The sequence below is a fragment of the Halosimplex pelagicum genome (assembly GCF_013415905.1).
Classification (GTDB): Archaea; Halobacteriota; Halobacteria; order Halobacteriales; family Haloarculaceae; genus Halosimplex; species Halosimplex pelagicum.
This window is the reverse complement of the sequence record NZ_CP058909.1, coordinates 433,608-459,607: the sequence shown is the minus strand read 5'-3', so window position 1 is coordinate 459,607 and position 26,000 is coordinate 433,608. Positions and strand designations below refer to the sequence as shown.

Below are 26,000 nucleotides of genomic sequence, written 5' to 3'. Positions count from 1 at the left end.
ATATAGAGGTCTTAGAAACTCCTTTTCGGGGGAGACTTTCAGGATGACCTGTATGTCACGGACACGACGCGAGTTCCTGACGGGTGTGAGCGCGAGCGCGGCCGCGGCCGCCCTGGCCGGCTGTTCGGTCTCCGGCGGCGGGAGCGGGACGGCGACCCCCGGCAGCTACGAGGTGGGTTACGGCGACTATCAGACGACGGTCAACCCCTCGAACTTCCCGGAGACGCTGTACATCTACGCGGTCCAGACGGGCTGGTCGAACTGGGGCGCGATCATGGAGTCGTTCGAGTCCGAGTACGACGTCGCGCTCAACGACGACCAGCGCTCGTCGGGCGAGGCGCTCCAGGACATCAAGGCCAACGCCCAGGACCCGACCCACTCGGCGTACAACGGCGGGTACACCTACGGCATCCTCGCGATGCAGGACGACCACACCACCGACTACAAGCCTGCCAACTGGGATAAGGTGCCCGAGCAGCTCAAGACGGACAACGGCCACATGACCGCTACCCGGCAGATGACCACGACGGTCACCTACCGCGCGGACATCTACGAGGAGCGGGGCATCGAGCCGCCCGAGACCTGGGAGGACCTCAAGAACCCCGACATCGCCCAGGACCTGGTCTTCCAGCCGCCCGAGGCGGCGGTCGGGCTGGCCGGCGCGCTGTCGATCAACAACGCCTACGGCGGCTCGCTCGACGACGTACAGCCGGTCGTCGACTACTACAGCGAGCTGCAGGAGATGGGCGCGACCTTCCGGGGGAACCTCGAGGGCGACTTCACCTCCGGCAACGTCGTCACCTTCGTCGAGTACGACTACACCGGGCTGGATCTGAAGTACAACTCCGACGCCGTCGGCGAGGACCAGGTCGGCGTGAGCCTGCTGACCGGGCCGAACGGCGAGTCCGGCGCTATGCAGAACCCCTACGGCTACGGCATGCTCGACGGCGCGCCCAACTCCGACGCGGCGAAACTGTTCATGGACTACGTGCTCTCGCTGGAGGGCCAGCGGCAGTTCCTCGACGCCTACGTCCGCCCGATCCGCGCCTCCGAACTGGACATGCCCGACGAGTTCCCCGCCCAGAGCCGCTACGAGGAGACGCAGTTCGGCGTCGACTACGAGAAGATGGTCGACAACCAGGAGGACATCATCCAGGCGATCGGCGAGGGCGTCGGCCTGACGGGGTACTGATGTCCACGCTCGACGACCGAGAGCTGGTCGGTCGACTCCGGAGCCGGAGCGAGCGGCTCATCGCGCCGGAGACCGAGCGCGACCGCGAGCGCCGGCGGATCGTCGCGCTGGTGACCCCGTTCCTGGCCCTGGCGGTCGTCGGCGCGTTCGTCCCGCTGGTGTATCTGGTCCGGATGAGCCTCTCGGAGTCGTCCGCGGCGATTCAGGGCCTCCAGTTCGGGAACTTCCGGACGCTCGCGCTGTCGGTGGTCGCGTACCTGCCGGTCGTCGGCAGCGGCGTGAGCGCCGACCCGATCTACGGCGAGGTCGTGTGGAACTCGCTGTGGTTCGGCGCGGCGACCACCGTCGTCAGCGTCGCCGTCGGGATCGCCATCGCCCACGGCCTGGAGAACTACGACCTGCCCCGCGAGGGGCTGCTGGTAACGCTCATCTCGTTCCCGATCAGCCTGCCGGGCATCGTCGTCGCGTTCATGATCATGGTGTGGTTCGCCCGGACCGGTGTGCTGACGAACTTCTTCGCCGCGATCGCGGGGATGGACCCGGTCGATCTGGCGCTGACCGGCCAGCCGCCCGGGACGACCCTGGCGATCGCCGGGCTCTTCCTCGGGTACTGCTACTCGATGATCCCGCGGGCGACCTTCCTGTTGCGCGGGAGCTACGCCGAGGTCAACACCGACGCCGAGGAGGCCGCCCGGGCGCTGGGCGCGACCCCCTGGGAGACGTTCCGCTACGTGACCTTCCCGCAGATCCGGCCCGGCGTCGTCGGCGCGCTCATCCTCACCTTCCGGACCGCGCTGGCGATCTTCGGGACCGTCCTCGTGCTGAAGGCGCTGTCGGTGATCACCTTCCGATTCCAGCAGGAGCTGTCGACCGGGTGGAATCTGTCGATGGCGTCGGCGCTGGCGGTCGCCTTCTTCGCGTTCACGCTCGTCTTCACGTTCGTCGGCCTGCGCTACACCAGCGCGGAGGTGGCCTCGTGAGCACCGACACCGGGGAGACAGTTCCCGAGCGCGACCCCGGGCGGACGGTGCCCGACCGCGATCCGGGCCGGCTCGCCCGGCTCTCGGCCGCGGTCGGCCGGCGGGCGGTCACGGCGCTCATCGGCGTGACCGTCGTCTTCCTCATCGCCCCGGTCGCGCTCACGCTCGTCGCATCCTTCGCCGGCGACTGGACCGGCGTCTTCCCGCAGCAACTGGGGACGCTCGACAACTGGCTGCACGTCCTCGGTCTCCAGGAGTCGGTCGGCGCGCAGCGGGCGCTGGGCAGCGCGACGATCGACCTCCCGGGCGGGTACTCGGTGACGATCATGGGCGCGTCGCTGGTGTTCAGCCTCGGAGTCGCGCTGTTCGGGGTGCTGATCAACCTCGTCGTCGGCGTCCCGATCGCCTACGCCGTGACCCGCTACGATTTCCCCGGCGTCGGCTGGCTCAACACGGCCGCCGTCCTCCCGCTGGTGCCCGGCGTCATCCTCGGGATCGCCTTCCTGCGGACCTACCCGGGCCTCCCGAGCGCGGCGGCGCTGGTGATCGGCTACTCGCTGCTGAAGATCCCCTACATGATCCTCGCGGTCCAGTCGTCGTTCGAGTCGATGGACCTGCGCCAGCTAGAGGAGAGCGCCCGCTCGCTGGGGGCGTCCTGGCCGCGGACCTTCCTCACCGTCATCGTCCCCAACGCCAAGCGGGGCATCCTCTCGGGGGCGATCGTCTGCTGGACGCTGGCCGCCGCGGAGTTCAACTTCTCCTACATGGTGTACTCGCGGGGGCCGCGGCCGTTCTCCATCTTCCTCTACAACAACATCACCAACAGCTCCATCCTGCAGACGGCCGCGGCCGTCTCGCTGTACTTCCTGATCGTGGCCGGCGTCACCGTCGCGCTGCAGGCGACCGGCCAGCGCGGCTTCTCTATCGGAGGTGTCAGATAATGGCCGAACGAGTGCAACTGGACGACGTGACCAAGGTGTTCGGGGAGACGACCGCCGTCGACGACGTGTCGTTGACGGTCGAACCGGGAGAGACGCTCGGGCTCGTCGGCCCGTCGGGCTGCGGGAAGACGACGACCCTGCGGACCGTCGCGGGGTTCGAGACGCCCACGCGGGGCGCCGTGCGCTTCGGCGAGGAGGACATCACGCACGTCCCGCCCGAGCGGCGGTCGGTCGGGCTCGTCTTCCAGTCGTACGCGCTGTTCGACAACATGACCGTCCGCGAGAACGTCGAGTTCGGGCTGAAGATGCGGGACGTGCCCGCCGACGAGCGGGCCGAGCGCGCGACCGAACTACTGGAGATGCTCGACATCGGCGAACTCGCGGGTCGGGACCCGACGACGCTGTCGGGCGGCCAGCAACAGCGGGTCGGCCTCGCGCGGGCGCTGGCCATCGAGCCCCGCGTGCTCCTGCTGGACGAGCCGATGACGGGCCTGGACGCGAAGCTCAAGACCCGACTGCAGGAGGAGATCGGCGCCCTGCTGGACGACCTGGACGTGACGGCGCTGTACGTCACTCACGACCAGAGCGAGGCGATGGTGATGTGCGACCGCATCGCCGTCATGAACGACGGGCAGGTCGAACAGGTCGGGACGCCCGCCGAGGTGTACGAGCGGCCCGAAAACGCCTTCGTCGCCGACTTCGTGGGTACGTCGAATCGACTGACTGCGACCGCCGGGAACGGACGGCTGAACTTCGGCCACGCGACGACGCCCGCCCCGAACGGCGACGAGGGCGAGGTCACCGTCGTCGCCCGCCCGGAGGCGTTCGAGGTGGGCGACGGGTCCTTCGAGGCGACCGTCCGCGAGCGGTTCTACCTCGGCGAGCACGTCCGCGCCGTCGCGGACCTGCCCGACGGCGAGTCGGTGACGCTCCGGGTCGACCCGAGCGAGGCGCCGGCGACCGGCGACCGGGTGTCGCTCGCGCTCGACACCGACCGCGTTCACGTCCTCTCGGAGCCCTGAGGCCGGAGACGGTGGGGACGGCGCGGCCGAACGCCGGACTCCCGCCGGCAAACGCATGGCTTTTCGCCGTCGCCGGAGTCGTAGGGGTATGCGCGTGACCGAGGGCGACGTGACGGTCGAGGTTCCCGAACAGGCCGACGCCGGGGTCGGCGACGACGTGTTCTTCAACCCCGTTCAGGAACTCAACCGCGACCTCACCGTCGCCGTCCTGCGCGCGCTCGAAGCCGAGACCGACCGCGACGGCGACCGCACCCCCCGCTATCTCGACGCCAACGCCGCCTCCGGCATCCGCGGGGTGCGGGCCGCCGCCGAGGGGTTCGACGCGACCTGCTGCGACGTGGACCCCGACGCCGTCGAACTCGCCCGCGAGAACGTGGCGCGCAACGACCTGGACGCCCGAGTCGTCCACCGCGACGCCAACGCCCTCATGCACGAGGAGACGTTCGACGTGGTCGATATCGACCCGTTCGGCACCCCCATCCCCTTCGCCGACGCGGCCTTCCGGGGGGCGAGCCGTCTGGTCTGTATCACCGCCACCGACACCGCGCCGCTCTGTGGCGCCCACTTCGAGAGCGGCGTCCGCCACTACTCGACGGTCCCGCGCAACACGGAGTACCACGCCGAGATGGGTCTCAGAGTGCTGATCTCGGCGCTCGTGCGCACCGCCGCCCGCTACGACCTGGCCGCCGAGCCGGTCTTCAGCCACGCCACGAAACACTACGCTCGCACCTACCTCCGGCTGGACTCGGGCGCGCGAGCGGCCAACGCGCTCGTCGACGAACTCGGCCACGTCGACCACTGCGAACACTGTCTCTACCGCGAGGCGACGCCCGGGCTGATCGCCGACCCGCTCGACTGGTGTCCGAAGTGCGACGAGGCGATCCAGACGGCGGGTCCGATCTGGCTGGGTCGGACCTGCGACCCCGAGTTCGTCGAGTCGGTCCGCGAGGAAGTCGACGACGGGATGGGCACCGCCGAGGAGGCCCGCGAGCTGTGCGAGACGGTCGCGGCGGAGCTGGCGGAGCCGACCCACTACGACCAGCACCGGCTCTGCAAGCGCTGGGGCGTCGGCGCCGTCGCCATGGACGAGTTCGTCGAGCGACTGCGGGCGGCCGACTACTCGGCCTCGCGCACCCACTACGGCGGCACGACGTTCAAGACCGACGCCGACGTGACCGAGATGCGCGCCGCCGCCGTCGAGGACTGACGGCCCACGGCGTTCGCGAGCGGGCGCTCCCTCACAGCGAGCCGACGCGCCGGGTGAGCCCGTACAGCAGGTGGTAGAAGGGCCGCAGGAAGTAGTTGAGCATGCCGACGAGGCCGAGGAGGCCGCCCAGCGCCTGTACCTCGCCGGCGCTCGCGCCGAGGTAGACGCCGACGACGGCGGCCGCGAGGAACGGGCCGAGCCACAGGTCCGCCGCGACCGCGCGCGGGTCGAGGCCGGTGCCCGACTCGGCCGAGCCGAGCCGCTCCGAGACGAGATAGAGGGCGAGGCCGACGAGGACGAGCGCGACCGCGAGCGCGAGCGAGCCGGTGACGCCCGCCGCTCCGGCGGCGACCAGAAGCAAGCCCCCGGCGAGGGCGACGACGGTCACGCGCATCACGATTTCGTCGAGTCCCCGGTCCATACACCTACGGGACGGCGGGCGCGCCTTGGTCCTTTCGTCACGCGGTCTGCCCGTCGGATCGAGACGCGCCCCCAGCCCGCCGGAGCGGTCGGCGGCGGCCGGAGCCCGCGGCTATTAGTGCGCGAGGCACGCAGACGAGAGCGTGCAACGGGAGTCGGTCGACGAGCGGGCGCGATCGGGCGGGCGGGAAGCCGTCGCCGTCGGGCGAGGGGTCGTCGCGCTCGTTCGCGAGCGGGAGGTCACCTTCCTGGCGGCGGGCATCGCCTACTACGCGTTCGTGTCGCTGCTGCCGGCGCTGCTGCTGTTGCTGGTCGTGGCGTCGACGCTGGGCGGCCCGGAGCTGGCCGCCGAAGTCGTTGCGGCGACCGGGAACGCCCTCTCGCCGGTGGGCCAGGACCTCGTCCGGTCGACGCTGGTCGACGCCGCGGGGGCGACGCCGGCGACGCTCGTCGGCGTCGTCCTGCTGGCCTGGAGTACGCTGAAGGTGTTCCGCGGGCTGGACATCGCGTTCTCGCGGATCTACGGGACTGAGGCCGCGGAGTCGATGGTGGGCAAGGTGCGCGACGCGGCGGTCGCGCTGGGGGCGGTCGGCGTCGGGCTGGCGGCGCTCGTCGGCGTGGGCGTCGCCGTCAGCTACGCCGGGGTCGCGCTGGCCGGACTGCTGGGAACCGTCGCGCTCGCCGTCGTGCTGAGCGTCGTCTTCTTCCCGCTGTTCGTGATCTTCCCCGACACGGAGGCCGGGCTCGCCGAGGCGGTGCCGGGCACCGTCTTCGCCGCGGTCGGGTGGACGCTGCTGGGGACGGGCTTTCGGCTCTACGCGGGGATGGCCGGGCAGTTCGACGTGTACGGGGTGCTCGGGGTCGTCCTCCTGCTGGTGACGTGGTACTACGCGGGGGCGACGGTCCTGCTGGTGGGGGCGGCGCTGAACGCGGTGCTGGCCGACCGTCGGACCACCAACACCAAGGGGGAGCCAGGCGACGGTGGAGGTACGCGCCCATGACCGCCGACACTGGTGCCGACGACGACTCCGCCGCGGGCGACGAGCGCACGGCCTCCCCGAGCCCGGGGTCGGAGGAGGCGGGAGTCGACGCCGAGGTCGACGAGCTACGCGAGGAACTGGAGTCGCTCCGGACCCGCATCGACGAGAAGACGGTCCACCGCGACGACATCCGCGAGGAACTCAGGCGGTACGTCCGCAAGCGCCAACGGCGCGGTCACGCGACCGGATGGGGGCCCTACCTCGTGCTCCTCTACGGCACCGCGATGACCATCGGCGCCTTCTACTACCTGAACAACTGGGCCGCCGTCGCCGCCATGCTCGTCGTCTGGCTCTCGACGCTGGGCCTCTACGTCTTCATGGTGGTCCTCGGCTCCTTCCTCGCCGCCGGCCGCAAGGCCGCCGGACTGGCCGACCTCGCCCGGAAGTTCCGGTAGCCGTCCCGCCGGCGAGCCGGCCGCGGGACCCGCCGCGCGACGCGCCGCCGGCCCGCAGTCGCCCGACGGCGCGCTTCCCGGCTTCGTAACACATAAAGTCCGGCTTGCGTAGTTCGTGGCATGGCTCAGGGTGGCGCATCGACCGACGGCGAGTCCCGCGTCGACCTCCACGTCAAGATCCTGGACGAGGGGGTCGTCCGCCGGGCCAAGGCCGTCGGCCTCGACGCCATCGTCTACGCTCCCCACTTCACCCACCTCTCGACGATCCGCGAGCGCGCGGCTCGCTTCTCCGACGACGACCTCCTGGTGGTGCCCGGCCGGGAGTACTTCACCGGCAAGTGGTCCACCCGCAAGCACGTCCTCGCCGTCGACCCCGACGAACCGGTCCCCGACTTCCTCACCTTCGAGGACACCATGGCCGAGATCGCCGGCCACGACGCCGGAATCCTGGTCCCCCACCCCGAGTTCCTCACGCTCAGCATGACCGAGGGGGACATCGCGAGCTACGCCGACGACATCGACGCCGTCGAGGTGTACAACCCGAAACACTGGCCGTGGGACGACCGCCGCGCCCGCGAGATCGCCCGCGAGTCGGAGCTGCCGACCTTCCTCTCGTCGTACGCCCACCTCACGACCACCATCGGCGAGGCCTGGGTGGCCTTCGACCGCCCCGTCGACACCGCGGCCGACCTCGTCGAAGCGCTGCGCACGGGCGCCCCCCGCCGGATGTACCACCGCGACGGCCTCGCTCACCGGCTCAAACGCCGCGTCGAGTTCGCTCATCTCGGCTGGGAGAACAGCCACGACAAGTTCAAACGGGTCGTCCTCCCGGGCGACGAGCCCACCCACCCCGCTGGCGACTACCCCGACCGGTTCGCCGACATGAACGCCTACGGGAGCGACGGCGGCCTCCTCTAGATCCGCCTCACGTCGGTACCAGCACCGGCAGCGCCGCCAGCGCCTCGGCGAGTTGCTCGGCGAGCAGCGACTGCACGACGACGGCGAACGTCAGGGTAACGGCGACGGCCGCGACCGCCACTCCGCGCCAGTCGTGGACCCACGCGCGGTCGGTCTGCTCGCGCGCCACGAACACGACGTAGTCGGTGATCGCGACCGCGGAGGCGACCGCGAGCGCCCACAGCAGCGCCTCGGTGGCGGCCGCGGCCGGCACGAGCATCGCCACCATCGCCAGGAACTGCAGGTTCGTGACGACTTTCCCCGGCAGCCGCGCTTTCACCTTCTCGGTCTCGAAGGCGAGGAAGGGGACCAGGGGTACCAGCGCCACGACGAAGGCGTCCCGCGCGAAGAAGAAGGCGAGATAGGCGAGCGCGAGGTCGGTCCGCGGGAAGAGCGCGGCGACGAGGACCAGAGCGGTGAGCTTGTCCAGCGCCGGGTCGAGCAGGGCGCCCAGCTCCGTCGTCTGGTCGAGCCGGCGGGCCACCCAGCCGTCCACGCCGTCCGAGAGGACGACCAGCGCGAACAGGGCGTAGCGGACCGGCGAATCGAGGGTGAACACGATCCCCGCGACCAGCGGCAGCCTGGAGAGGGAGATCAGGTTCGGGACGGTCCACACCTCGCCCGCCCGCGCCCGCCAGTCGATGTCCATCGTGCTGGATTGGCCCGCCGTCGCCCATGTGTCCACCGATCCGTCGCGGCTCCGGGGCGACCGTCGCGGCGGGTCTCGCCCGCGGTAGGTCCGCCCCTCGTACTCGACGTACTCGCCGGAGAAGTGCTCGCGGACCCACTCGCCGCGCTCGGTCTACGGGGAGACCTGCGCCAGCGCGTCGCCGCCCGGGACCGTCTCCCGACGGCGCTGGCGCGACCGGGCGAACGCCTCCCACACCACCCCTATCAGGCCGGCGACCGTAGGACCGACCGTTATGACATCCGACCGCGTCATCGACCTGCTCAAGCGGGCCTACAGCGACGAGATCGAGACGGTGATGAACTACCAGACGAACGCGATCGTCCTCGACGGGATCCACGCCGAGGAAGTCAAGGCGAGCCTGCAGACGGACATCCAGGAGGAGCTGACCCACGCCGAGCAGATCGGCCAGCGGCTCAAGCAGTTGGAGGCCCGGCCCCCGGGCTCGGCTGAGTTCACCGCGCACCAGGACAGCCTCCAGCCGCCCGAGGACTCGACGGACGTGCTCAGCGTCATCGAGGGCGTCCTCGACGCGGAGTCCGACGCCATCGACACCTACCACGACCTCATCGACGCCGCCGAGGACGCCGACGACCCGCTCACCGAGGACCTGGCCGTGACGCTGCTCGCCGACGAGGAGGCCCACCGCACCGAGTTCCGCGGCTTCCGCAAGGAGTACGCCGACGACTAGCGGCGCGTCGCCCGGCCGACCTCGGCTGGTCGCGCGAGCGGGGCAAACGCCTTGCCGCTGGCGGGCTATCGGAACGGACGTGTCACGAGACGCCGACGGGCTGGCGCCGCCGTCGCGGTGTCGCCCGACCGACGAGCTGCCCCCGCTCCTCGAGTTCCGCGACGGCTCCCCCGTCGAGAGCACCGCCGACTGGCGCGAGCGCCGCGACGAACTCCGCGAACTCCTCCGCCACTACGTCTACGGCTACGCGCCCGAGGCGCCCGAGATCGAGACGACGAGCGAGCGCACCGCGGGCGTTCTCGACGGCGCGGCGACGCTCGTCGAGACCGAGATCGCGTTCGCGGCCCTCCCGCCCGACGCGCCCTCGATCACCATGGCCACCTTTCTGCCGAGCGACGCCGTCGACGACGACCGGTCCGTCCCGGTCCTGCTCGGGCTGAACTGGGGCGGGAACCACGCCGCGGTCGAGGACCCGGCGGTGACGATCACCGACGCCGCCCGCGAACACGGCGGCCGCGAGGACGGGGCCGCCGAGCGCGGCGTCGCCGCCGACTACTGGTGCGTCGAGCACGTTCTCTCGCGGGGCTACGGCTTCGCGACCTACCACCTCGCCGACGTGGACCCCGACGACGGCGACCCCGCGACCGGCGTCCGCCCCTACTACGACGACGACCTGCCGGGCCCGCTGGGTACCGAGTGGGGCACCCTCGCCGCGTGGGCCTGGGGCCTCCAGCGCTGCGTCGACGCGCTCCGCCCGATGGAGGCGGTCCGCGCCGACGAGATCGCCGTCCTCGGCCACTCCCGGTGTGGCAAGGCCGCGCTGCTGGCGGGCGCGACCGACGAGCGGATCGGCCTCGTCGCGCCCCACCAGTCCGGCACCGGCGGGATGGCGCTCGACCGCGACAACGACCAGGAGGGGATCGGCGACATCATCGGCACGTTCCCCCAGTGGTTCGCCGACACCTACGCCGCGTTCGACGGGCAGGTCGACCGACTCCCCGTCGACAGCCACTCGCTCGCGGCGCTCGTCGCGCCCCGGCCGCTGATCGACACCGCCGGCGCCCGCGACTACTGGACCAACCCCGGCCGCGCGCTGGACGCCGTCCGCGCCGCCGAACCCGTCTGGGAGCTGCTCGGCGCCGAGGGGGTCGGCGACGACCTCCCGCTGTACGGCGACGACGAGATCTCCGAGGAGACCGTCGGCTCGCTCTGCCACTACCGCCGCGAGACCGCTCACACCCTCGACGAGGGGTATCTCGACGCCATCCTCGACTTCGCCGACGTACACTTCGACGGTGCCTGAGGGGGTCGGGACCGAACGGCGCGCCACGAGGCTTATCCCGGTCGGCCGCCTCGTACGGAACGACCGATGGGCATCTTCAACAGGCTCGGCCGGGAGGTCGAGGAGTTCAAGCAGAGCGCCAAGGAGGCGGCCGATGAGCGTCACGACTACCGGTGTGAAGCCTGCGACGCGCGCTTTTCCACCGAGTACGAGGAGTGCCCGGACTGCGGCGCCGAGGCGGTCGTGCCGGCGGACGACGAGTAGGGCCTACCGTTCGCGGACGACGACGAACTCCGCGAGGTCGCTGAGATAATCCATCGCCTTCGAGTCCTCGGCGTCGACCGAGGCGAGCGCGTCGAGCGCCACTTGCGACTGCTCGTGTGCCCTGTCGTTGGCCTCCTCGGGCGTCAGGTCGGCGACCTGCACGAGCGACGGGCGCTCCATGGCGGCGTCGTGGCCGGTGGGCTTGCCAAGGTCCTCGGCGTCGGCGGTCGCGTCTAACACGTCGTCGCGCATCTGGAAGGCGACGCCGACGCGCTCGGCGTACTTGCCGAAGTTCTCGACGGTGTAAGCGTCGGCCTCGGCGGCGATCGCCCCCAGCTCGGCGGCGGCGCGGAACAGCGCGCCGGTCTTCCGGCGGGCGAGTTCCATGTACTCTTCCTCGCTGGTGGGCTGGGCGACCAGTTCGGTCGCCTCGCCCTCGCCGAGTTCGACCATCGACTCGGAGACGGCCTGCATCGCCCGTTCGTTCGAGGAAAAGAGGGCGAACGCCTCGCCGAGCAGGCCGTCGCTGGCGATGATCGCGGGGCCGTGGCCGAACGCCGCCCACGCCGAGGGGGTGCCGCGGCGAAGCTCCGAGCGGTCGATGATGTCGTCGACGACCAGCGAGGCGCTGTGGACGAGTTCGATGCCGACCGCGAACTCGACGGCGGTGTCGACATCGCCGCCCAGCGCCTCGCAGACCAGCACCGTCACCGTCGGCCGCACCCGTTTGCCCCCCGATAGGACGACGTGGCGCACCTCCTCGCCGAGCTCGTCGGGTTCGACGGCGTCGAGGGTCGCCTCCAGCCGCTCCTCGACGCGTCCCCGACGACTCTCCAGGTACTCCATCGCCCCACGCTTAGGAACAGCCCCGCAAGTAGCTGACGAAACCGCCGCTGTGCGCTCGACGGTCGACGCCCGGGCTCCGCGGGCGCCTCCGACTCGGCGGCGGTTCCGTTCCCTCTACGACTCGGCGGCGGGCTCGCCGGGCGCGTCGACCATCCGGGGTTCGGCCGCTCGGTCCTCGGAGGCCAGCGCGGTGAGCGCGACGAGCGGGGCCGCGGCGAGTGCCCCCGCGACGGCGCCGGCACCCATGACGACAAGTATGAGCCCGAACGGGGTCGACGCGAAGGGGACGTAGACGGCGCCCGCGACGAACCAGCCGGTCAGCGCCACGGCGGCGCCGAACAGCACCGGGCGGAGTCCGCCGCCGGCGCGATACTCCCCGAGCGCGCGCCCGACGAGCAGGCCGGTGGCGAGCGGGAGGTGAGAGACCGCCAGCTCGACCGCCCGCTCGAAGACGACGCCTCCGCCCAGGAGTGACGTCTGTGCGATGGAGACGCCGCCGACGGCGACCAGCGAGGCGATCCCCAGGGAGGTCGCGCCGCGGACGGACCGGAGCAGTCGCGGCGCGGCCAGCGCGCCCCCGCCGACGACGAGGTACGCGGCCGCGAGACCGACCAGCCAGCGTCCGTTCGGCACCACGGGGACCGCCGCGGCCGCGAGCGCGCCGAGCGCGGCGACCGCGCGGGCGATCCGCCGCGAGTGAACGTCGGCGTCGAGCGACAGCAGAGCGTCGACGCCGACGACGACGACGAACAGCGCTCCGAGATAGAAGAAGGCGGTCGGCGCGACGAAGGTGCCGAGGTTGCCGAGCCAGATCGGCGCGCTCGTCAACGCCGTCGCGCCGGCCACGCGCCAGTCGGCGGTCCCCGAGTCGCCGTAGACGACGTAGAGGTCGTCGTAGAACACCGGGCCGTACTCCTCGTCGAGCGACCCGCGCCAGGTGACGCGCCCGCCGTCGACGGTCGCCGTCACGTCGCCCGTCGAGAGCTCCGTGTCGACCGCCGCGGCGGGGTCGTTCAGAACCGTCGAGCCCGGCGGCCCGACCAGCGTGAACTCGTCGACGTCGAGGATCCACCCGCCCTGGACCCCGTCGGAGTGGAAGTAGTCGACGACGAGCGTCCCCAGCCGGCGGGTGGCCGCGTCGGGGTCGGTGAACTCGACGGTTATCGACCGGCCTTCGACCGAGACGGACTCGACGGTCAGCGACCCCTCCTCGTAGACGTGGGGCAGCCCGTGGCCCTCGCTGACGGTCGCGCGAGCGACCGACTCGGCGGCGTCCGGCTCGGCGAGGGCGTCGGCCCCAGTCCCGTTCAATCGGTTGGTCACCGTCCACGTCGCCGATCCGTTCTCGTGGATTCGGACCGTCGCCGTGCTGTTGGTCACGGTCACGTCGTAGCCGCGGTCGGCGGCGGCGTCCGCGAAGCTCCCCCCGCAAGCCCGACAGACGGGGTCCGGCTGCGGGCTGGCGACCGCGCCCGCGGCGGTCAGGACCGCGAGGACCACGAGCAGGCCGATGGCGACGAAACACCGGGACATACCGGCCCGGTGGCCGACCGCCGGTAAATGTCTTCTGCTAGAACGGATCCGTACGCGGCGCCGGCCGAGGACGCGTCCGGAGAGGACGAGGGCGCTACCCGCCGAACTGCTCGATCAGCGCCGGCACCACATAGCGACCACCTTTTTCTCCTCGGGTGTCCTCGCTCGCTTCGCTCCCTGCGGGCACCGCTCGTCGAAAAACGTGGGCGAAAAAGCGCGCCTCACTCCGTTCCGCGCGGAGAACCGGCGCCTGCGGCGCCGGACGCTACCCGCCGAACTGCTCGGTCAGCGCCGGCACCACGTCGAACAGGTCGTCGACGATGCCGTAGTCGGCGATGTCGAAGATGGGCGCGTTGGGGTCCTTGTTGATCGCGATTATCGTGTCCGCGCCTTTCATCCCTGCCACGTGCTGGACCGCGCCGGAGATGCCGACCGCGATGTACACGTCGGGTGTCACCACTTTTCCGCTCTGGCCGACCTGACGGTTCTTCGGGAGCCAGCCGTTGTCGACGACGGGGCGGGAGGCCGACACGGTGGCGTCCAGCGCCTCCGCGAGGTCCCAGATGATATCGAGGTTGTCCTCCTCCTCGATGCCCCGACCGACCGAGACGAGCACGTCCGCCTCGGAGATGTCCACGTCGCCGCCGGCCGCCTCTTCGAAGCCGGTGACGGTCGACCGCACCGCGGACTCGTCGATGGTCACGTCGAACGGCTCGACGGCGGCGTCGCCGCCCTTCGGCGCCTGGGGCCACTCGGCCGGTCGGAGCGTGACGACGGCGCGGTCGGCCCCGACTTCGATCGTCGTCTCGACCTTCGAGCCGTACATCTCGCGGGTGACCGCGAGGTCCCCGTCGACTTCCACGTCGACGGCGTCGGTCACGATCGGCAGGCCCAGCCGCTCGGCGACCGCCGGCGCGTAGTCCAGCCCGTTGACGGTGTGGGGCAGGAGCAGGTAGTCGGGGTCCAGCCCGTCGGCGAGCTGCTCGACGGCCTGGACGGACACGTCGTGGTTGAACTCCTCGCCGTGGTCGACGGTGTGGACGGCGTCGACGCCCTCGCGGACGAGATCCTCACCGAACCGCTCCACGTCGCCGCCGACGACCGCGAGGTGGAGCTCCGAATCGGTCGCGTCGGCCAGCTCGCGACCGGCGGCCGCGAGTTCGTGGCTCACGTCGCGCAGTTCGCCGCGGCGGTGCTCGGCGACGGCGAGGACCGTCATTGGCCCACCCCCTCCTCGCGGAGGACCGCGGCGAGTTCGCCCGCCGTCTCGTCGGCGCCGCCCTCGAAGACGGTCGCATCGCCCTCGCTCTCCGGTTCGTACGTCGCCGTCCAGCGCAGCGGCGTCTCCAGCGCGCTCTCGTCGAGCCCCAGGTCGTCGAGCGCCTTCACGTCGAGGGGCTTGTTCTGGGCCTGGCGGATGCCCCGCAGGCTGGCGTAGCGCGGCTCGTTGATCCCCGTCTGGATGGTCAACACGGCGGGCAGCTCCACGTCGGTCAGCTCCTCGACGCCGCCCTCCAGCTCGCGGTGGACCGAGGCGACGCCCGCGTCGGCGTCCAGTTCGAGCTGGTTGACGACGGCCGCCCACTCCTCGCCGAGCTTCTCGGCGAGCGTGACGCCGGTCGCGGCGAAACTGTCGTCGCCGCTCTGGACGCCCGAGAGTATCAGGTCGGGCTCCTCCTCGCGGGCGACCGCCGCCAGCAGTTCGGCCTTCGTCTCGGCGTCGAGCAGCTCCCGGTCGGCGATCGCGTCGTCCCAGACCCGGACCGCGCGGTCGGCGCCCTTCGCCAGCGCCTTCCGGACCGTCTCCTCGGAGCGTTCCGGGCCGACGGTGACGGTGACGACCTCCACGCCCTCGCCGGCCTCGGCGATCTGCACCGCCTCCTCGACGGCGTAGTCGTCCCACTCGTTGAGTTCGTAGGTGAGATAGCGCTCGTCGACGCCGAGCCCGTCGATCTCGAACTCGTCGTCGACGACCGCCACGTCCGTGACTGTGACGAGGACCTTCATGCCCCGAGGGTTGGCCCGCTCGGCGGTTAAACGTTTCCGAGGGGGCGACCGTTGTTCGGCGTTTTCGCCGCGAAACGGGTCGCTACCGGGAGAACACTCGGCCTACTCGGAGTCGAGGTCGGTCACGTCCTCGTCGGGGAACGAGATGAGGTTCTCCCGGCCGATCCGGAGCTTGTCGATCCGGTCGTCGTCGTCCATCGCAGAGAGCAACTGCGAGACCTTCGCGTTCGACCACCCCGTCTCCCGGACGATGGCCGCCTGTTTCATCCGGCCGCCGTTTCGCTCGATGAGCCGCTCGACGCGCTCCTCGTCGCTGAGCAGCTCCTCGTCGATGCCGTCGTCGGCTTCGTCGACCGTCTCCGCGTCGGTGTCGGCGTCGGCATCGGCGGTCGACCCGCTCGCGCCCGCGCCGCCCGCGGCGGCCCCCGCGGCACCGGCGGTGACCGCGTCGTCGGCCGGTGACGCGCCGCCGTCGGCGGTATCGGCCGTCTCGCCGTCCGCCACGGCGCCGTCGGCGGCCGCCGCGCCGGCGTCGGGGTCGTCGCCGGAGCCGACGAGTCCGCCCAGCCCGTCGTCCTCGCGCCGCATGTACGCGACGAGCACGGCGGCGCTCGCCCCCCCGAGGACGACGACGACCACGTACGGCAGCGCGCCCGCGATGCCGTCGCCGTCGTCGCCGGGGCCGCCGGGTACCGTTCCCGTGCCCGTCGCGGGGCCGCCGGGGGAGCCGGTCGGCGTCACCGTCGGCGGTCGGCCGGCCGTGGTCGTCGGCGTCGGGGTCGCCGCGTCACCGGAGTAGACGATCCACGGGCCGCGCTGGCCGAAGTCCTGTGGCCCCTCCCACCTGGCGACGCCGCCCGCGAGGCTCGACGCCGCGGCGGGGCCGCTCGTCGGCGCGCTGCTGATACCGTACCCGCTCGGCGGGACGACCACCAGCGTATCGCCCTCCGGCAGCGACGAGAGCCACACGCCCGAGGTAGTGTTGAACGCGTCGTCGATGGCGAGCAGGTCGCCGCTCGTCCGCCCGAAGTTCGTCCACGTGAACGTGACCCAGACGGCGCCGGTGTCGTCGTGGAGCGCGTGGTGGCGTTCGACGTTTCGGATCGTCATCTCCCGACCGGTCACGCTACTGGCGTTGTCCGCGGCCTCCACGAACGAGTTCAACCGGAGCGGCGACTCGCTCCGGTTGAACTCGTCGACGAACTCGCGGAACGCCTGCCGCTCGTCGGCGGTCGAGATCGAGTCCGACACGACGGTCTTGACGCGCCACCGCGCGTCGCCGTCGGCAGCCATATCGACCCGCATCTCGAACTCTCCCGGGTCGATGGAGCCGTTGTGCGGGGCGGCGTTCGCGTCGGCAATCTCGGAGTGGTCCGCCGGACTCGCGGCCACCTCGTCCCCGAGCGTCGCGGCCGGGGCGACCCCGACCGGGAGGAGGAGGAGTACGGTGACGACGACGGCGAACGACCGCGGGGACATACTCGACTCATTTCGGCCGGAGCGGAAAACGCTTTTCATTAAAACGTCTCCGTTGCTTTTGAAACGTCTGCGGCCCTCTCCGCGTCTCGCGGCGGTATCGCGAGTAGATGGGTTTTTGTAACCGGCGACGAAAGAGTGTATCCGATGCCTCCGAACCGCCCTGTCCTCCTCGCGGTCCTGGCCCTGCTCGTCGCGGCACCGGCGACACAGGCGGTCGCCGCGGGCTCGCTCGGGACCGACTCCGGGCCCGTTCCCGACCGCACGCTCGGGTTCGGTGCCGGACCGCCGCTGAACGCGTCGGCCGACGCCGTCACGCTGTCGATGGACGCGGCCGAACAGAACACCTCGAACTATCTCGGGATCAGCGACGGGGCCGTCGAAGCCGCCGACCACCAGCGGGTCGGGCTGAACATCGGCGGCGCCCTCCAGCGGGACGTGGCCAGTCTCCAAGGTCGGTACGCGTCGCTCACGTTCGAAGAGCGCTACGAGAACACGACGGGCGAGCGCGCCCGATCGAGGTTCCTCCACGAAGAGGTCGCGCGCCTCGGCGAGCGCGTCCAGCAGCTCGAATTCCGCCGGAACCGGCTCATCGACGACCACAACTCCGGCGACGTCGACACCCGCGAGTTCCTGCGGGAGCTGGCGGCGCTCGACGCCACCGCCCGCGCCGTCGCCGACCAGTTCGCCCGGATCCGAAGCGCGACGGGACTCGAACTGCCCTCGGACCTGGACACGAAGATGAGCAACCTCGAGGGCGACCTCCTCTCGCTGTACGGGCCCGTCCGCGCCCAGGTGGGGGCCTCCATGGCCGGAGACCGCGCGCCCGTCCCCGTCTACACCGTCACGTCGCAGACGGGGATCGTCCTCTCGTCGGTCGAGCGGTCGCAGTACTACCGCGAGGCCTATCTCGGCCAGAACCGCGAGCAGGTCGGCCCCAACCGGTTCGTCACCGAGGACTCGCCCAACGGCGTCGGCACCGCGGTCCGGCGGATGACCGAGCTGTACCCGTGGGCCAGCGCCAACGCCCACTTGGGGCCGGATGTCCAGGGGATCGGCAACACCTCCATCTACCACGTGGAGCTGCGCCACCCCCACGGCTCGCTCGGTACGTACCTCGACGGGCGCTCGGAGTCGCCGTTCCGTGAGTTCCAGACCAAGTCCCTTGAGGACGTTCCCTGGACCGCCACGACCAACGAGAGCGAGGGGGTCGAACTGACGGTCAACCGCACGCACGCGACCGGCCCGATGCACCTCACTGTCACGGACAACCGGACCGGTGACCCCCTCGCTGCCAACGTCACGATCAACGGCCAGCGGGTCGGATCGACCGGTAACGACGGCGAACTCTGGACGCTCACCCCGAAACAGGCCGTCCGCATCGAGGTGACGACCAGCGGAGGTCGAACCCTCCGCGAACGCTTCTTCGCCAAGTAAACTACACACCCTACTTGGCTCATCTCATACGAGGTGCATTCGTTGAGGGGGGGCCTTGTGTGGACTTCCAGTGGTCAACCGCCAGCAATAGGCTGGTGACTCTCACTGTTCAACGTCCCACTATTTGTACGCGTATCTACTGGTGCGTCCGCCCCCGACGTGGGCGAGGAGCGGAGTCTGTGCTTGCGCTTCCGGTCGTAGCGTAGCCCGATATTCTTCGCCGCGTTGACCTCATACCCACACTTCTTGCAACACCGAAATCAAGCTCCGGAAACAGCAGCGACGACGCCGCCTGACTCACCTGATGTCACGGTGTCGGTGCAACAACGCAGTCGAGAGTCGCCGATCTCTTTCCACATGAAGTAATGGTCAAGAAAACCTACTCCAGTGACGATCCACTCAGAAACGGTGATCCGTTGGCCAACAGCTATCAGTCGTCCCATGGGTGGACCATTGGCTCGAATTGGGTGATATCGGGGGTGTACGCATACTCCCTCGGAGGCATCTCGGGAAAGTTCGACCGACAGATCGAGGTACACGGCCGCAATCTCCCGCAATAGTGCCTCTCTGGGGAAATGTACTGTGGTGATGGTGGAGATGGCTATGGGCTGCCGCAGTTGGACAGACGGGATCGGATTGAATCAGCCGTACGCGAGCCGTACGACGCAAAATCCGGCTCGCTCAATCGAGGTCCAGACCCAGGTCTACGAGTACCAATTCGCGGTATATCCCCTGTGTACCTGGGGTAATGCAGTGCTTCTCGAATAGGCTCTGTCGTCAATTGAAGGCTCCCATCTATCGTCCGTCTGGCGTCGATACCTGCCCAGCCCCGGCTCAGGCTCTAACTTGCGGGAAATCGACATCTCGACTTTGTTCGTGAAAGCGCTTCATCGATAGTCGATTTGACGGTCCTTTCCCGTGAATGGTGCTTGTACACCGGATATTATACGTTTCACCAGCACTCTCGATACGATTTCGCGGCCGGAATTGCTGTCTTCAGCGGTTATAAACCGTCTTTCCGGAGTGTTCTTGTTTCTACTGATTGGCCAGTTCCTAGTTTCAGTCCGTTCGCTCGTCTGCTTAGTCAGTACATGCTATGAAACACGCAATTTTGCGGAGCAGCGGGGCAATGTACTGGCCACTCGCTGCCCGGTGATAAGAGGGAGAATACGATTTCTCCTACTAGCGGCCGTGAAACAGTGATGTACCCAGGATGCCGGTGTATCATCTTCCGTCTTACCAGCGACAGTACTACGATGAATTGCTGGTAAATATCACTTACCCATCCAATACACTACCCGAATTTCAACTGGAGAATGTGTAACCTCTTGCTAGTTTGATGGTCGACTCCCGGGCACAGGAGGTACTGAACGGAAGCAACGTCGCAAGCGTGCCCCGACTGTCTGAGTGGCACTGTGGTCGTCTGGCTCGGTTTCAAGCTCCCTGCGGAGATAGTCCATTCGTCGGCTAGTTGTTCGTACTCCGCCTCGAGTCGCTCGGCCTGTGACTGGAGATCGGTGATCACCGAGAGATAGCGTTCCTCCCGAGCTTGGAGTTCCGATAGCTGTTTGCGCAGCCATAGTTTTCAGACGATCCGTCACTATCGCTCGTCTCGGCCGCTGTCGGCTGCTTGGGCTCTCCGGCCGTAGAGTCATTGCCTGTCGACCCATCGTCGGGTAAGCCGCTGGTCGGCTGGTAGAACTCGTCAGTCCCCAAGGACGTGGTCGATCGTTTTCTCGCCGTAGGTACTTCCGTTGGCGTAGTGTTGTTCATCCTCTTCTCGCGCATGAGACCGAGGCCTCTGAACAGCCGGTTGATCTGGTCGCGGGTATCACCTGTGTGCGATCTTCGAGGAGAATATGTGATTGCCTTCCCACAAAGACATTTGTTCAACATGCCCCGTCACCCCTCTCTAGCCGGAAATAACGGTCTTTCTGTTGCTGAACGGGCGTTCCGACTCAGCGCAAATCCCGCGACCGATTTCTCGGAGCAACGCCATCAACCGCTGTATTCCAGCGGAGAATTTGCTGGCGAAGTCTGCTGATGAATCCGTCAGAGTGTCGGTTCGCTCCGCGGCTGATCCCCCTGACTCTGTGACATCGTCACTACTTTCGGCCGACTCTACAGTAGGCTCACAATCGGTTGAAATGCTCGTCTCCTCTTCACCGGGGCTGCAGGTTAACGTGTTGAGGGCGTCGCGGATCGCCTCGGGACCGTCGTAGTGAGCATCCGCACAGTCGTTCGGTTGAGTCAGAGCCAACGGCCCTCGTCCATCTCGTACCCGTCTCGGTGACGTAGCCGACGCCTACTCACCTCCGGTAGCGATATAATACTCCGGCTGAAGTCAGATGTACAGGGCTCACGGAAAATTCAAGGCGAAAGACTCACCCCTCCGGCCAAGGAGAAGTTAATGACTGGACAACGTTAAATACAGGATTTGATGTCTGTGGGTAATATGAATGATTATGCTCTTGGCCAGTCTGTAGTTACTCAAACGGACCACGGCGGGTTCGACGGGTGGACGATGTTCCAAAAAATTTGGTACGCACTATTCGTGCTTGGTTGCGCGGCCACGTTTGCCGGTCTCATCATGACGTTTGTCGTTCTTTCGGACCTCTGGAAGGTGTTATTGTGGGGGTGTATTGCTCTCGCCGGGATCCTTGTGGCCGGGTTGGCTACTGGGCGTTTGCTGATAGCCGTGAGGGATGACAAGGCTGCTGACCCGCGGGATGCCCCCGACACGACAGACTACTCGTTCGGTGGCCGGCGGTGAACTACGCACTCTGTACGCGTTAACGCGCTCACAGAGGGTTGGACTTCCTACTTTCGTGACGTGCTTTGCAGGAACCGGGGAGGTTCTCGTAAGGAGCGCAGTCTCCACAGCATACCTTCGGAGTGATCGACTTCTGGGTTTTCAAGCCCATGAAACAGGATATTCACGCTGCATTTGTATCTCTGTCAGCCTCGAAGCACAGGCAGGGCAGGAGTGCTCATGCACCCATAACGGATTTTGGTTTTAATGTCACAGTTAGCACACTCTTTGGTCGTGCCTTCCGGTTGTACCTACACGAAGTGCGTGCCTTTGGGTTCGCATCAAGTATACTCGTGAATGAGTTCCACGCCCCAAACGCCGTGTTGCGACTGTTGCATGGCGAGTCCAGCATCTCTTTCACGTCGCGGTCTTCGATAGCTACCAGTTCGTACTCCCGGACGTAGTATGCCGAGAGTTTCTGCGGAAAGTCACGCCGCTTGCGGTTGATTTCGAAATGGTACTTGGCTACTCGCTAGCGCTGCTTCTCCAGTTATTCGACTCGCATCTTTCCGCGAGAGAGCGCGTTGTTCCTGTTTGAGCCGGTTACCTTCTTCGGCAAGGTTGAGTGATTCGACCGCCGTACCGTCTGTGTCGTGGGCATACTTAAGATACCACATCGATTCTGACTATCTCCTCGGCTCAATCCATCTAGTGGTTGATTGAATAACAACCACCTCTCATTTTGATGACAAAGGTGGCGAACCATTCGCCAGTCTTCCCATTATACGCTGAACAGGCGTAGCACACGACGTGAACGCCGTGGATACGCGCCGTCACTTGAGAGAGAAACTACGTTCGATGACTCCCGTGAGTTTCGGAGTACCGGTGTTTAAGTGACAAGCAGCCCTATTAACTGGTAGGAACGGTCTGAATAGAGCGGATTCCAAATCGTCCTTCGGAGGTGGCCTGTCCACCCACATAACGAGGCAGTATCCGAAAGAGCAGTCGGTGAACGCCACATCCTTGACGGGTGTGCCGAGGTGTCGACTGTTCAAAGCACACGATACGATACCCTGACTCTGGTGGCACCTGCTGGCGTCCACGTGGCAAAAACAACATCTGGACGCCGTGCATGGTCAAGGATAGGGGTACCGGCGGCTTGGAACCGCCAGCAGTCCACCCATCTGATGTTGTGGGACTACCCGTGCCTGAACGGACTGGTTGTCCGGTGACTGGACTGCGAACCTGAAACTCCCACCGCTCGGAATTCTTCCGTATAAACGCGGAGGAGGATATCAAACTGAGAGATTCTCGCACTCGCGGACCGACTACTCGGGGACTTCCGCGACGGTCGTGATCGCCACTTCCGGACTGTAGGAGGGGCCCATCGTCACGTGGCGGAACTCCTCGAAGCCGGCCTCGTGGAACATCCGGTCGGCCTCGTCGGCGCCGTAGAACAGCATGAACGCGTCGGCGAGCTTCTGGAAGACCGTGTTGGAGGGGTAGTTCGGGCCGACGATGAGCACCTGCCCGCCCGGTTTCGCGATGCGGCGACACTCCGCGAGCGCGGCGACGGGGTCGGGCCAGTACTCGATCGAGCCCGAGGACCACACCACGTCGAAGGTGTCGTCCTTGAACGGGAGCCGTTCGGCGTCGCCGCGGTAGAAACTGACCGGATCGTGTTTGCCGAGTTTCTCCCAGGCCTTCTCCATCTGGTGGACGCTCTGGTCCAGGCCGTGGACGTCGTCGGTGTGTTCGAGGATGCCCTCGGTGCCGAAGCCGGTGCCACAGCCCACGTCGAGGACGCGGTCGTCGGGTCCGATGTCCAACAGACCCAGCGCCTCCGTCCGCATCTCCTCGGTCCAGATGAACGGGTTGACCTGGTCGTACACCTTCGAGAGGTACTTGTAGAAGATCCGGGCGCGCGTCTTGTCCTGAACGGCCATTGACGGGAGTTGGGTCCAGATCGGCATAGTTCCCCCGTTTTCCCCGCCTCGCCGGTCGTGTCGCCACCGGGGTCGAGCGACGCCGGCCCAGAGCCACGAGCGACGCGGTCGCGTGGACGCGTTTCGGGACGCTCGACCGGGGACACTTCGCAACTACCAAATAGGCCCTGAACGGATCTCCCCACGATTAGCAAATGCCAAGGCCAGAGGTTCTCGACCGAGTCAAAGACGCCGAACAGGAGGCGGACGAGATCGTCGCCGAGGCCGAGGAGGACGCCGAGGAGACGATCGCCGAGGCCCGCGAGCGGGCCGACGAGATCCGCGAGCAGGCCCGCGAAGAGGCCGACGCGGAGGCCGAAGAGCGTCTCGAGGACGCGCGCGAAGAGATCGAGGCCGAGCGCGAACGCATCCTCGAAGAGGGTGCCGAGGAGCGTGAGGCGCTCGAGGCGCGCGCCGAGGAACGCGAGGAGGAGGTCGTCGAGTACGTCGTGACACAGTTCGAGGAGGCGGTGCATGTTCAGACCTAAGCGAATGAGCAAGGTGTCCGTGACCGGCTCGAAGGCCGTCATGGACGACGTCATCGAGACCGTTCACGACCTGCACCTCGTCCACTTCAACGACTACGACGGCCGCTGGGAGGGCTTCGACAACGGCAACCCAATGGAGGGGGGCGACGAGGCCTCCGAGAAGCTCGTTACCGTCCGCTCGCTCAAGAGCATCCTCGGCGTCGAGCCCGAGGACGCCGGCCCGAGCCGGATCGTCACCGACGAGACCCTCGAGACGGAGCTCGAAGAGGTCCGGACCGAGGCCAACGAGCTCGACGACGAACGCACCGAGACCGAGAGCGAGCTCCGCGAGGTCGAGGAGGAGATCGGCGCGATGGACCCCTTCGCGACGCTGGGCATCGACCTGGACCTGCTGTGGGGCTACGACTCGCTCTCGGTCGCGGTCGGCGAGGGGGACGCCGACAGTGTCGAGCGGGCCCTGGCCGACCTGGACGCCGCGACGCAGGTGTTCGCCGAGGACGGCGTCGTCGCCGCGTTCGCGCGGACCGACGAGGACGCCCTCCAGAGCGCGGTCGTCGAGGCCGATTTCACCGCCATCGACGTTCCCCACGAGGAGGGCGACCCGCAGGACGTGCTCGCCGAACTCGAACACCGCGAGCAGAAGTTGGAGTCGAAGCTCGACACGGTCGAGGACCAGCTCGAGGACCTGCGCTACGACGTGGCCGGCTTCCTGCTGGCCGCCGAGGAGAAGCTCTCCATCCGCGCCCGGAAGGCGGAGGCGCCGCTCTCGTTCGCGACGACGGAGAACGCCTTCGTCGCGGAGGGGTGGATCCCGAGCGAACGGACCGACGAGTTCGAGCGCGCGCTGGCCGACGCCGTCGACGACCACGTCGACGTCGAGGAGCTCGAAGTCGCCGAGTACGACCGCCACGGCCACGCCGCGACGACCGAAGCGGTCGACCACACGCCCGAGGCCACCGGTGCCGGCACCGGCGGCGTCGAGGAGGAAGAGCCCTCCGCGGCGGCCGAGGAAGACGAGGCCGAACCGCAGACGGCCCGGACGGACGGCGGGACGGTCACGATGGGCGGCGACGACGACCCGCCGGTCATCCAGGACAACTCGGCGATCAGCCAGCCGTTCGAACTCCTCACGAAGGCCGTCGGTCGGCCCAACTACTCCGAGTTCGACCCCACGCTCATCCTCTTTCTGACCTTCCCGCTGATGTTCGGGTTCATCATCGGAGACGTGGGCTACGGGCTGATCTACACCGGGGTCGGCTACTACATGATCCGGAACTTCGACTCGGACGCGTTCAAGAACTTCGGCGTCATCACCGCGGTCTGCGGCATCTCGACGGCGATATTCGGTTTCCTCTACGGCGAGATATTCGGGCTGCATCTGGTCGCCTCGCAGTTCTGGGAGGGCGTCGTCGGGCTCAACCACGCGCCCATCGAGAAGGGGCTCTCCCCGGCGACGAGCTACTGGGCGAACACCTGGTTCCTCGTCACCGCGCTGTTCGGCCTGCTGCATCTCAACACCGCGTACGTGCTGGAGTTCGTCGAGAACGTGAGCCTCCACGGCGTGAAGGAAGCGATCCTCGAGACGGGGTCGTGGCTGCTGGCGCTCAACGGCCTGTGGATCTTCATCTTCAGCCGCCTGTTCAGCGGCGCCAAGCCCGACCTGCTGTTCGAGACGTTCGACGAGGGTCACATGGCCGCCTTCGAACTGGGCTTCGCCGGGTTCCCCGTCGAGATCGGCTGGGTCGGCCTCGGCATGGTCGGCCTCGGGATGGCCCTGCTGGCCATCGGGCCGGTCCACGAGCTCATCGAGATCCACGTCGTGCTGGCCCACACCCTGTCGTACCTGCGGATCGCCGCGGTCCTCCTGGCGAAGGCCGGGATGGCCTTCGCGGTGAACCTCCTGTTCTGGGGCGCCTACGAGGTGCCGACGGAGTACGGCGCGGAGTGGCACTTCATGCTCACGTACGGCCCGCAGTACGCCCTCGACCACTACGAGGGCGCGTCGATCCTCTTCCCGGGGATGGTTCACATGGGACCGGCGATGGCCGTCTTCGGCGTGTTCGTCCTGATCGTCGGGAACCTCGTCGTCCTGATCCTGGGCGTCACCTCCTCGGGCATCCAGTCGATCCGCCTGGAGTTCTTCGAGTTCTTCGAGAAGTTCTACGAGGGCAACGGCACGGCCTACCAGCCGTTCGGGACCGAGCGGACCTACACCGCCGACGACCAGTCCTGAACCGCCCGCGCTTTCGCGCTTCGCGTTCGCCGACACGCCGGGAGTGGCGACGCCGACCGGTCGGCGGCCGGCGCCGGTCAGCGGCCGGGTGGCTCCGGCGGCTGGGGTGATCCTTGGAAACGGTTGGCGTGGGTTTGTATTCGGTTGATTTGGGAAGCTTTATG

The 26,000-nt window shown here is 68.0% G+C and carries 23 protein-coding genes and 1 pseudogene; 15 read left to right on the top strand and 9 right to left on the bottom strand.

The genetic code is table 11. The features are described from left to right. Positions 1-52 precede the first annotated feature (52 nt). The 5 genes from HZS54_RS02335 to HZS54_RS02315 all read left to right on the top strand — a co-directional run bounded on the left by HZS54_RS02335 (position 53) and on the right by HZS54_RS02315 (position 5,342). Complete coding sequence (locus tag HZS54_RS02335; protein WP_179920365.1) at positions 53-1,192, top strand: extracellular solute-binding protein; 1,140 nt, start codon at positions 53-55, stop codon at positions 1,190-1,192. Next, positions 1,192-2,172: an ABC transporter permease gene (locus HZS54_RS02330; protein ID WP_179920364.1), complete on the top strand. Its 981-nt coding sequence runs from the start codon at positions 1,192-1,194 to the stop codon at positions 2,170-2,172. The genes HZS54_RS02335 and HZS54_RS02330 overlap by 1 nt, the downstream gene beginning before the upstream one ends. A gap of 119 nt (positions 2,173-2,291) precedes the next feature. Next, positions 2,292-3,113 (top strand): ABC transporter permease, encoded by an 822-nt coding sequence (locus tag HZS54_RS02325; protein ID WP_425484388.1) that lies wholly within the window; start codon positions 2,292-2,294, stop codon positions 3,111-3,113. Continuing rightward, positions 3,113-4,135 carry an ABC transporter ATP-binding protein gene (locus tag HZS54_RS02320; RefSeq protein ID WP_179920363.1) on the top strand — a complete coding sequence of 341 codons (1,023 nt, stop codon included), beginning with the start codon at positions 3,113-3,115 and terminating at the stop codon, positions 4,133-4,135. Before HZS54_RS02325 ends, HZS54_RS02320 begins: the two co-directional genes overlap by 1 nt. An 88-nt stretch (positions 4,136-4,223) precedes the next feature. After that, a complete protein-coding gene (locus HZS54_RS02315; protein WP_179920362.1) occupies positions 4,224-5,342 on the top strand; it encodes a tRNA (guanine(26)-N(2))-dimethyltransferase in 1,119 nt (372 codons plus the stop codon). A 31-nt stretch (positions 5,343-5,373) separates the two neighbouring features. Here HZS54_RS02315 and HZS54_RS02310 read toward each other — a convergent pair whose 3' ends face one another. Next, positions 5,374-5,763, bottom strand: coding sequence for a hypothetical protein (locus HZS54_RS02310; protein WP_179920361.1), 390 nt, complete (start codon positions 5,761-5,763; stop codon positions 5,374-5,376). Between the two features lie 142 nt (positions 5,764-5,905). On the opposite strand from HZS54_RS02310, the gene HZS54_RS02305 reads away from it, so the two are divergent. From HZS54_RS02305 to HZS54_RS02295, 3 genes are all read left to right on the top strand, one after another. Then, entirely contained in the window at positions 5,906-6,763 is an 858-nt protein-coding gene (locus tag HZS54_RS02305) for a YihY/virulence factor BrkB family protein (protein WP_179920360.1), read from the top strand. Beyond that, on the top strand, positions 6,760-7,197 hold the full coding sequence (locus HZS54_RS26165) for a coiled-coil domain-containing protein (protein WP_246391754.1): 438 nt from the start codon (positions 6,760-6,762) through the stop codon (positions 7,195-7,197). Before HZS54_RS02305 ends, HZS54_RS26165 begins: the two co-directional genes overlap by 4 nt. A 120-nt stretch (positions 7,198-7,317) precedes the next feature. Continuing rightward, the gene (locus HZS54_RS02295; protein ID WP_179920359.1) at positions 7,318-8,115 is read left to right on the top strand and encodes a PHP domain-containing protein; all 798 of its coding nucleotides are present in this window, start codon (positions 7,318-7,320) and stop codon (positions 8,113-8,115) included. A 7-nt stretch (positions 8,116-8,122) separates the two neighbouring features. Here HZS54_RS02295 and HZS54_RS02290 read toward each other — a convergent pair whose 3' ends face one another. Beyond that, a complete protein-coding gene (locus tag HZS54_RS02290) occupies positions 8,123-8,803 on the bottom strand; it encodes a CDP-alcohol phosphatidyltransferase family protein (protein WP_179920358.1) in 681 nt (226 codons plus the stop codon). Between the two features lie 274 nt (positions 8,804-9,077). Here HZS54_RS02290 and HZS54_RS02285 point away from each other — a divergent pair, with 274 nt between their 5' ends. The 3 genes from HZS54_RS02285 (at position 9,078) to HZS54_RS02275 (ending at position 11,079) form a co-directional block, all read left to right on the top strand. After that, the gene (locus tag HZS54_RS02285; protein ID WP_179920357.1) at positions 9,078-9,533 is read left to right on the top strand and encodes a ferritin-like domain-containing protein; all 456 of its coding nucleotides are present in this window, start codon (positions 9,078-9,080) and stop codon (positions 9,531-9,533) included. A gap of 79 nt (positions 9,534-9,612) precedes the next feature. After that, complete coding sequence (locus HZS54_RS02280) at positions 9,613-10,836, top strand: glucuronyl esterase domain-containing protein (RefSeq protein ID WP_179920356.1); 1,224 nt, start codon at positions 9,613-9,615, stop codon at positions 10,834-10,836. Positions 10,837-10,902: 66 nt separating this feature from the next. Further along, complete coding sequence (locus tag HZS54_RS02275) at positions 10,903-11,079, top strand: hypothetical protein (RefSeq protein WP_179920355.1); 177 nt, start codon at positions 10,903-10,905, stop codon at positions 11,077-11,079. Positions 11,080-11,082: 3 nt separating this feature from the next. On the opposite strand, the gene HZS54_RS02270 is transcribed toward HZS54_RS02275, so the two are convergent. The 5 genes from HZS54_RS02270 to HZS54_RS26160 all read right to left on the bottom strand — a co-directional run bounded on the left by HZS54_RS02270 (position 11,083) and on the right by HZS54_RS26160 (position 16,944). Then, positions 11,083-11,925, bottom strand: coding sequence for a polyprenyl synthetase family protein (locus tag HZS54_RS02270; protein ID WP_179920354.1), 843 nt, complete (start codon positions 11,923-11,925; stop codon positions 11,083-11,085). 114 nt (positions 11,926-12,039) lie between these two features. Continuing rightward, positions 12,040-13,458, bottom strand: a complete 1,419-nt coding sequence (locus HZS54_RS02265) for a hypothetical protein (protein ID WP_179920353.1) — start codon at positions 13,456-13,458, stop codon at positions 12,040-12,042. Positions 13,459-13,723: 265 nt separating this feature from the next. Next, complete coding sequence (locus HZS54_RS02260; RefSeq protein ID WP_179920352.1) at positions 13,724-14,677, bottom strand: electron transfer flavoprotein subunit alpha/FixB family protein; 954 nt, start codon at positions 14,675-14,677, stop codon at positions 13,724-13,726. Continuing rightward, positions 14,674-15,465 (bottom strand): electron transfer flavoprotein subunit beta/FixA family protein, encoded by a 792-nt coding sequence (locus HZS54_RS02255; RefSeq protein ID WP_179920351.1) that lies wholly within the window; start codon positions 15,463-15,465, stop codon positions 14,674-14,676. The genes HZS54_RS02260 and HZS54_RS02255 overlap by 4 nt, the downstream gene beginning before the upstream one ends. 102 nt (positions 15,466-15,567) lie before the next feature. Continuing rightward, positions 15,568-16,944 (bottom strand): helix-turn-helix transcriptional regulator, encoded by a 1,377-nt coding sequence (locus HZS54_RS26160; protein ID WP_246391753.1) that lies wholly within the window; start codon positions 16,942-16,944, stop codon positions 15,568-15,570. A gap of 144 nt (positions 16,945-17,088) precedes the next feature. Here HZS54_RS26160 and HZS54_RS02245 point away from each other — a divergent pair, with 144 nt between their 5' ends. Further along, complete coding sequence (locus tag HZS54_RS02245) at positions 17,089-18,378, top strand: DUF7096 domain-containing protein (RefSeq protein ID WP_179920350.1); 1,290 nt, start codon at positions 17,089-17,091, stop codon at positions 18,376-18,378. A gap of 74 nt (positions 18,379-18,452) precedes the next feature. Here HZS54_RS02245 and HZS54_RS26630 read toward each other — a convergent pair. Next, positions 18,453-18,629 (bottom strand): annotated as a pseudogene (locus HZS54_RS26630) (RNA-guided endonuclease TnpB family protein); the annotation flags it as partial. A gap of 2,204 nt (positions 18,630-20,833) precedes the next feature. Between HZS54_RS26630 and HZS54_RS02240 the strand changes: the two are divergent. Next, positions 20,834-21,151, top strand: a complete 318-nt coding sequence (locus tag HZS54_RS02240; protein ID WP_179920349.1) for a hypothetical protein — start codon at positions 20,834-20,836, stop codon at positions 21,149-21,151. 1,307 nt (positions 21,152-22,458) lie between these two features. On the opposite strand, the gene HZS54_RS02235 is transcribed toward HZS54_RS02240, so the two are convergent. Beyond that, complete coding sequence (locus tag HZS54_RS02235) at positions 22,459-23,076, bottom strand: methyltransferase domain-containing protein (RefSeq protein WP_179920348.1); 618 nt, start codon at positions 23,074-23,076, stop codon at positions 22,459-22,461. A gap of 194 nt (positions 23,077-23,270) precedes the next feature. Between HZS54_RS02235 and ahaH the strand changes: the two genes are divergently transcribed. Together ahaH and HZS54_RS02225 are read left to right on the top strand one after the other, a co-directional pair. After that, positions 23,271-23,603 (top strand): ATP synthase archaeal subunit H, encoded by a 333-nt coding sequence (gene ahaH, locus HZS54_RS02230; protein ID WP_179920347.1) that lies wholly within the window; start codon positions 23,271-23,273, stop codon positions 23,601-23,603. A 4-nt stretch (positions 23,604-23,607) separates the two neighbouring features. Next, positions 23,608-25,836 carry a V-type ATP synthase subunit I gene (locus HZS54_RS02225; protein WP_246391752.1) on the top strand — a complete coding sequence of 743 codons (2,229 nt, stop codon included), beginning with the start codon at positions 23,608-23,610 and terminating at the stop codon, positions 25,834-25,836. Positions 25,837-26,000: the final 164 nt, after the last annotated feature.

What these genes read in the sequence shown, in the direction of transcription:
- HZS54_RS02285 (WP_179920357.1), top strand. Translation starts at nt 9,078, where the DNA reads ATGACATCCGACCGCGTCATCGACCTGCTCAAGCGGGCCTACAGCGAC.
- HZS54_RS02295 (WP_179920359.1), top strand. Translation starts at nt 7,318, where the DNA reads ATGGCTCAGGGTGGCGCATCGACCGACGGCGAGTCCCGCGTCGACCTC.
- HZS54_RS02235 (WP_179920348.1), bottom strand. Translation starts at nt 23,076, where the DNA reads ATGGCCGTTCAGGACAAGACGCGCGCCCGGATCTTCTACAAGTACCTC.
- HZS54_RS02240 (WP_179920349.1), top strand. Translation starts at nt 20,834, where the DNA reads ATGAATGATTATGCTCTTGGCCAGTCTGTAGTTACTCAAACGGACCAC.
- HZS54_RS02270 (WP_179920354.1), bottom strand. Translation starts at nt 11,925, where the DNA reads ATGGAGTACCTGGAGAGTCGTCGGGGACGCGTCGAGGAGCGGCTGGAG.
- HZS54_RS02335 (WP_179920365.1), top strand. Translation starts at nt 53, where the DNA reads ATGTCACGGACACGACGCGAGTTCCTGACGGGTGTGAGCGCGAGCGCG.
- ahaH (WP_179920347.1), top strand. Translation starts at nt 23,271, where the DNA reads ATGCCAAGGCCAGAGGTTCTCGACCGAGTCAAAGACGCCGAACAGGAG.
- HZS54_RS02225 (WP_246391752.1), top strand. Translation starts at nt 23,608, where the DNA reads ATGAGCAAGGTGTCCGTGACCGGCTCGAAGGCCGTCATGGACGACGTC.
- HZS54_RS02330 (WP_179920364.1), top strand. Translation starts at nt 1,192, where the DNA reads ATGTCCACGCTCGACGACCGAGAGCTGGTCGGTCGACTCCGGAGCCGG.
- HZS54_RS02275 (WP_179920355.1), top strand. Translation starts at nt 10,903, where the DNA reads ATGGGCATCTTCAACAGGCTCGGCCGGGAGGTCGAGGAGTTCAAGCAG.
- HZS54_RS02260 (WP_179920352.1), bottom strand. Translation starts at nt 14,677, where the DNA reads ATGACGGTCCTCGCCGTCGCCGAGCACCGCCGCGGCGAACTGCGCGAC.
- HZS54_RS02290 (WP_179920358.1), bottom strand. Translation starts at nt 8,803, where the DNA reads ATGGACATCGACTGGCGGGCGCGGGCGGGCGAGGTGTGGACCGTCCCG.
- HZS54_RS26160 (WP_246391753.1), bottom strand. Translation starts at nt 16,944, where the DNA reads ATGTCCCCGCGGTCGTTCGCCGTCGTCGTCACCGTACTCCTCCTCCTC.
- HZS54_RS02315 (WP_179920362.1), top strand. Translation starts at nt 4,224, where the DNA reads ATGCGCGTGACCGAGGGCGACGTGACGGTCGAGGTTCCCGAACAGGCC.
- HZS54_RS02320 (WP_179920363.1), top strand. Translation starts at nt 3,113, where the DNA reads ATGGCCGAACGAGTGCAACTGGACGACGTGACCAAGGTGTTCGGGGAG.
- HZS54_RS26165 (WP_246391754.1), top strand. Translation starts at nt 6,760, where the DNA reads ATGACCGCCGACACTGGTGCCGACGACGACTCCGCCGCGGGCGACGAG.
- HZS54_RS02310 (WP_179920361.1), bottom strand. Translation starts at nt 5,763, where the DNA reads ATGGACCGGGGACTCGACGAAATCGTGATGCGCGTGACCGTCGTCGCC.
- HZS54_RS02255 (WP_179920351.1), bottom strand. Translation starts at nt 15,465, where the DNA reads ATGAAGGTCCTCGTCACAGTCACGGACGTGGCGGTCGTCGACGACGAG.
- HZS54_RS02265 (WP_179920353.1), bottom strand. Translation starts at nt 13,458, where the DNA reads ATGTCCCGGTGTTTCGTCGCCATCGGCCTGCTCGTGGTCCTCGCGGTC.
- HZS54_RS02245 (WP_179920350.1), top strand. Translation starts at nt 17,089, where the DNA reads ATGCCTCCGAACCGCCCTGTCCTCCTCGCGGTCCTGGCCCTGCTCGTC.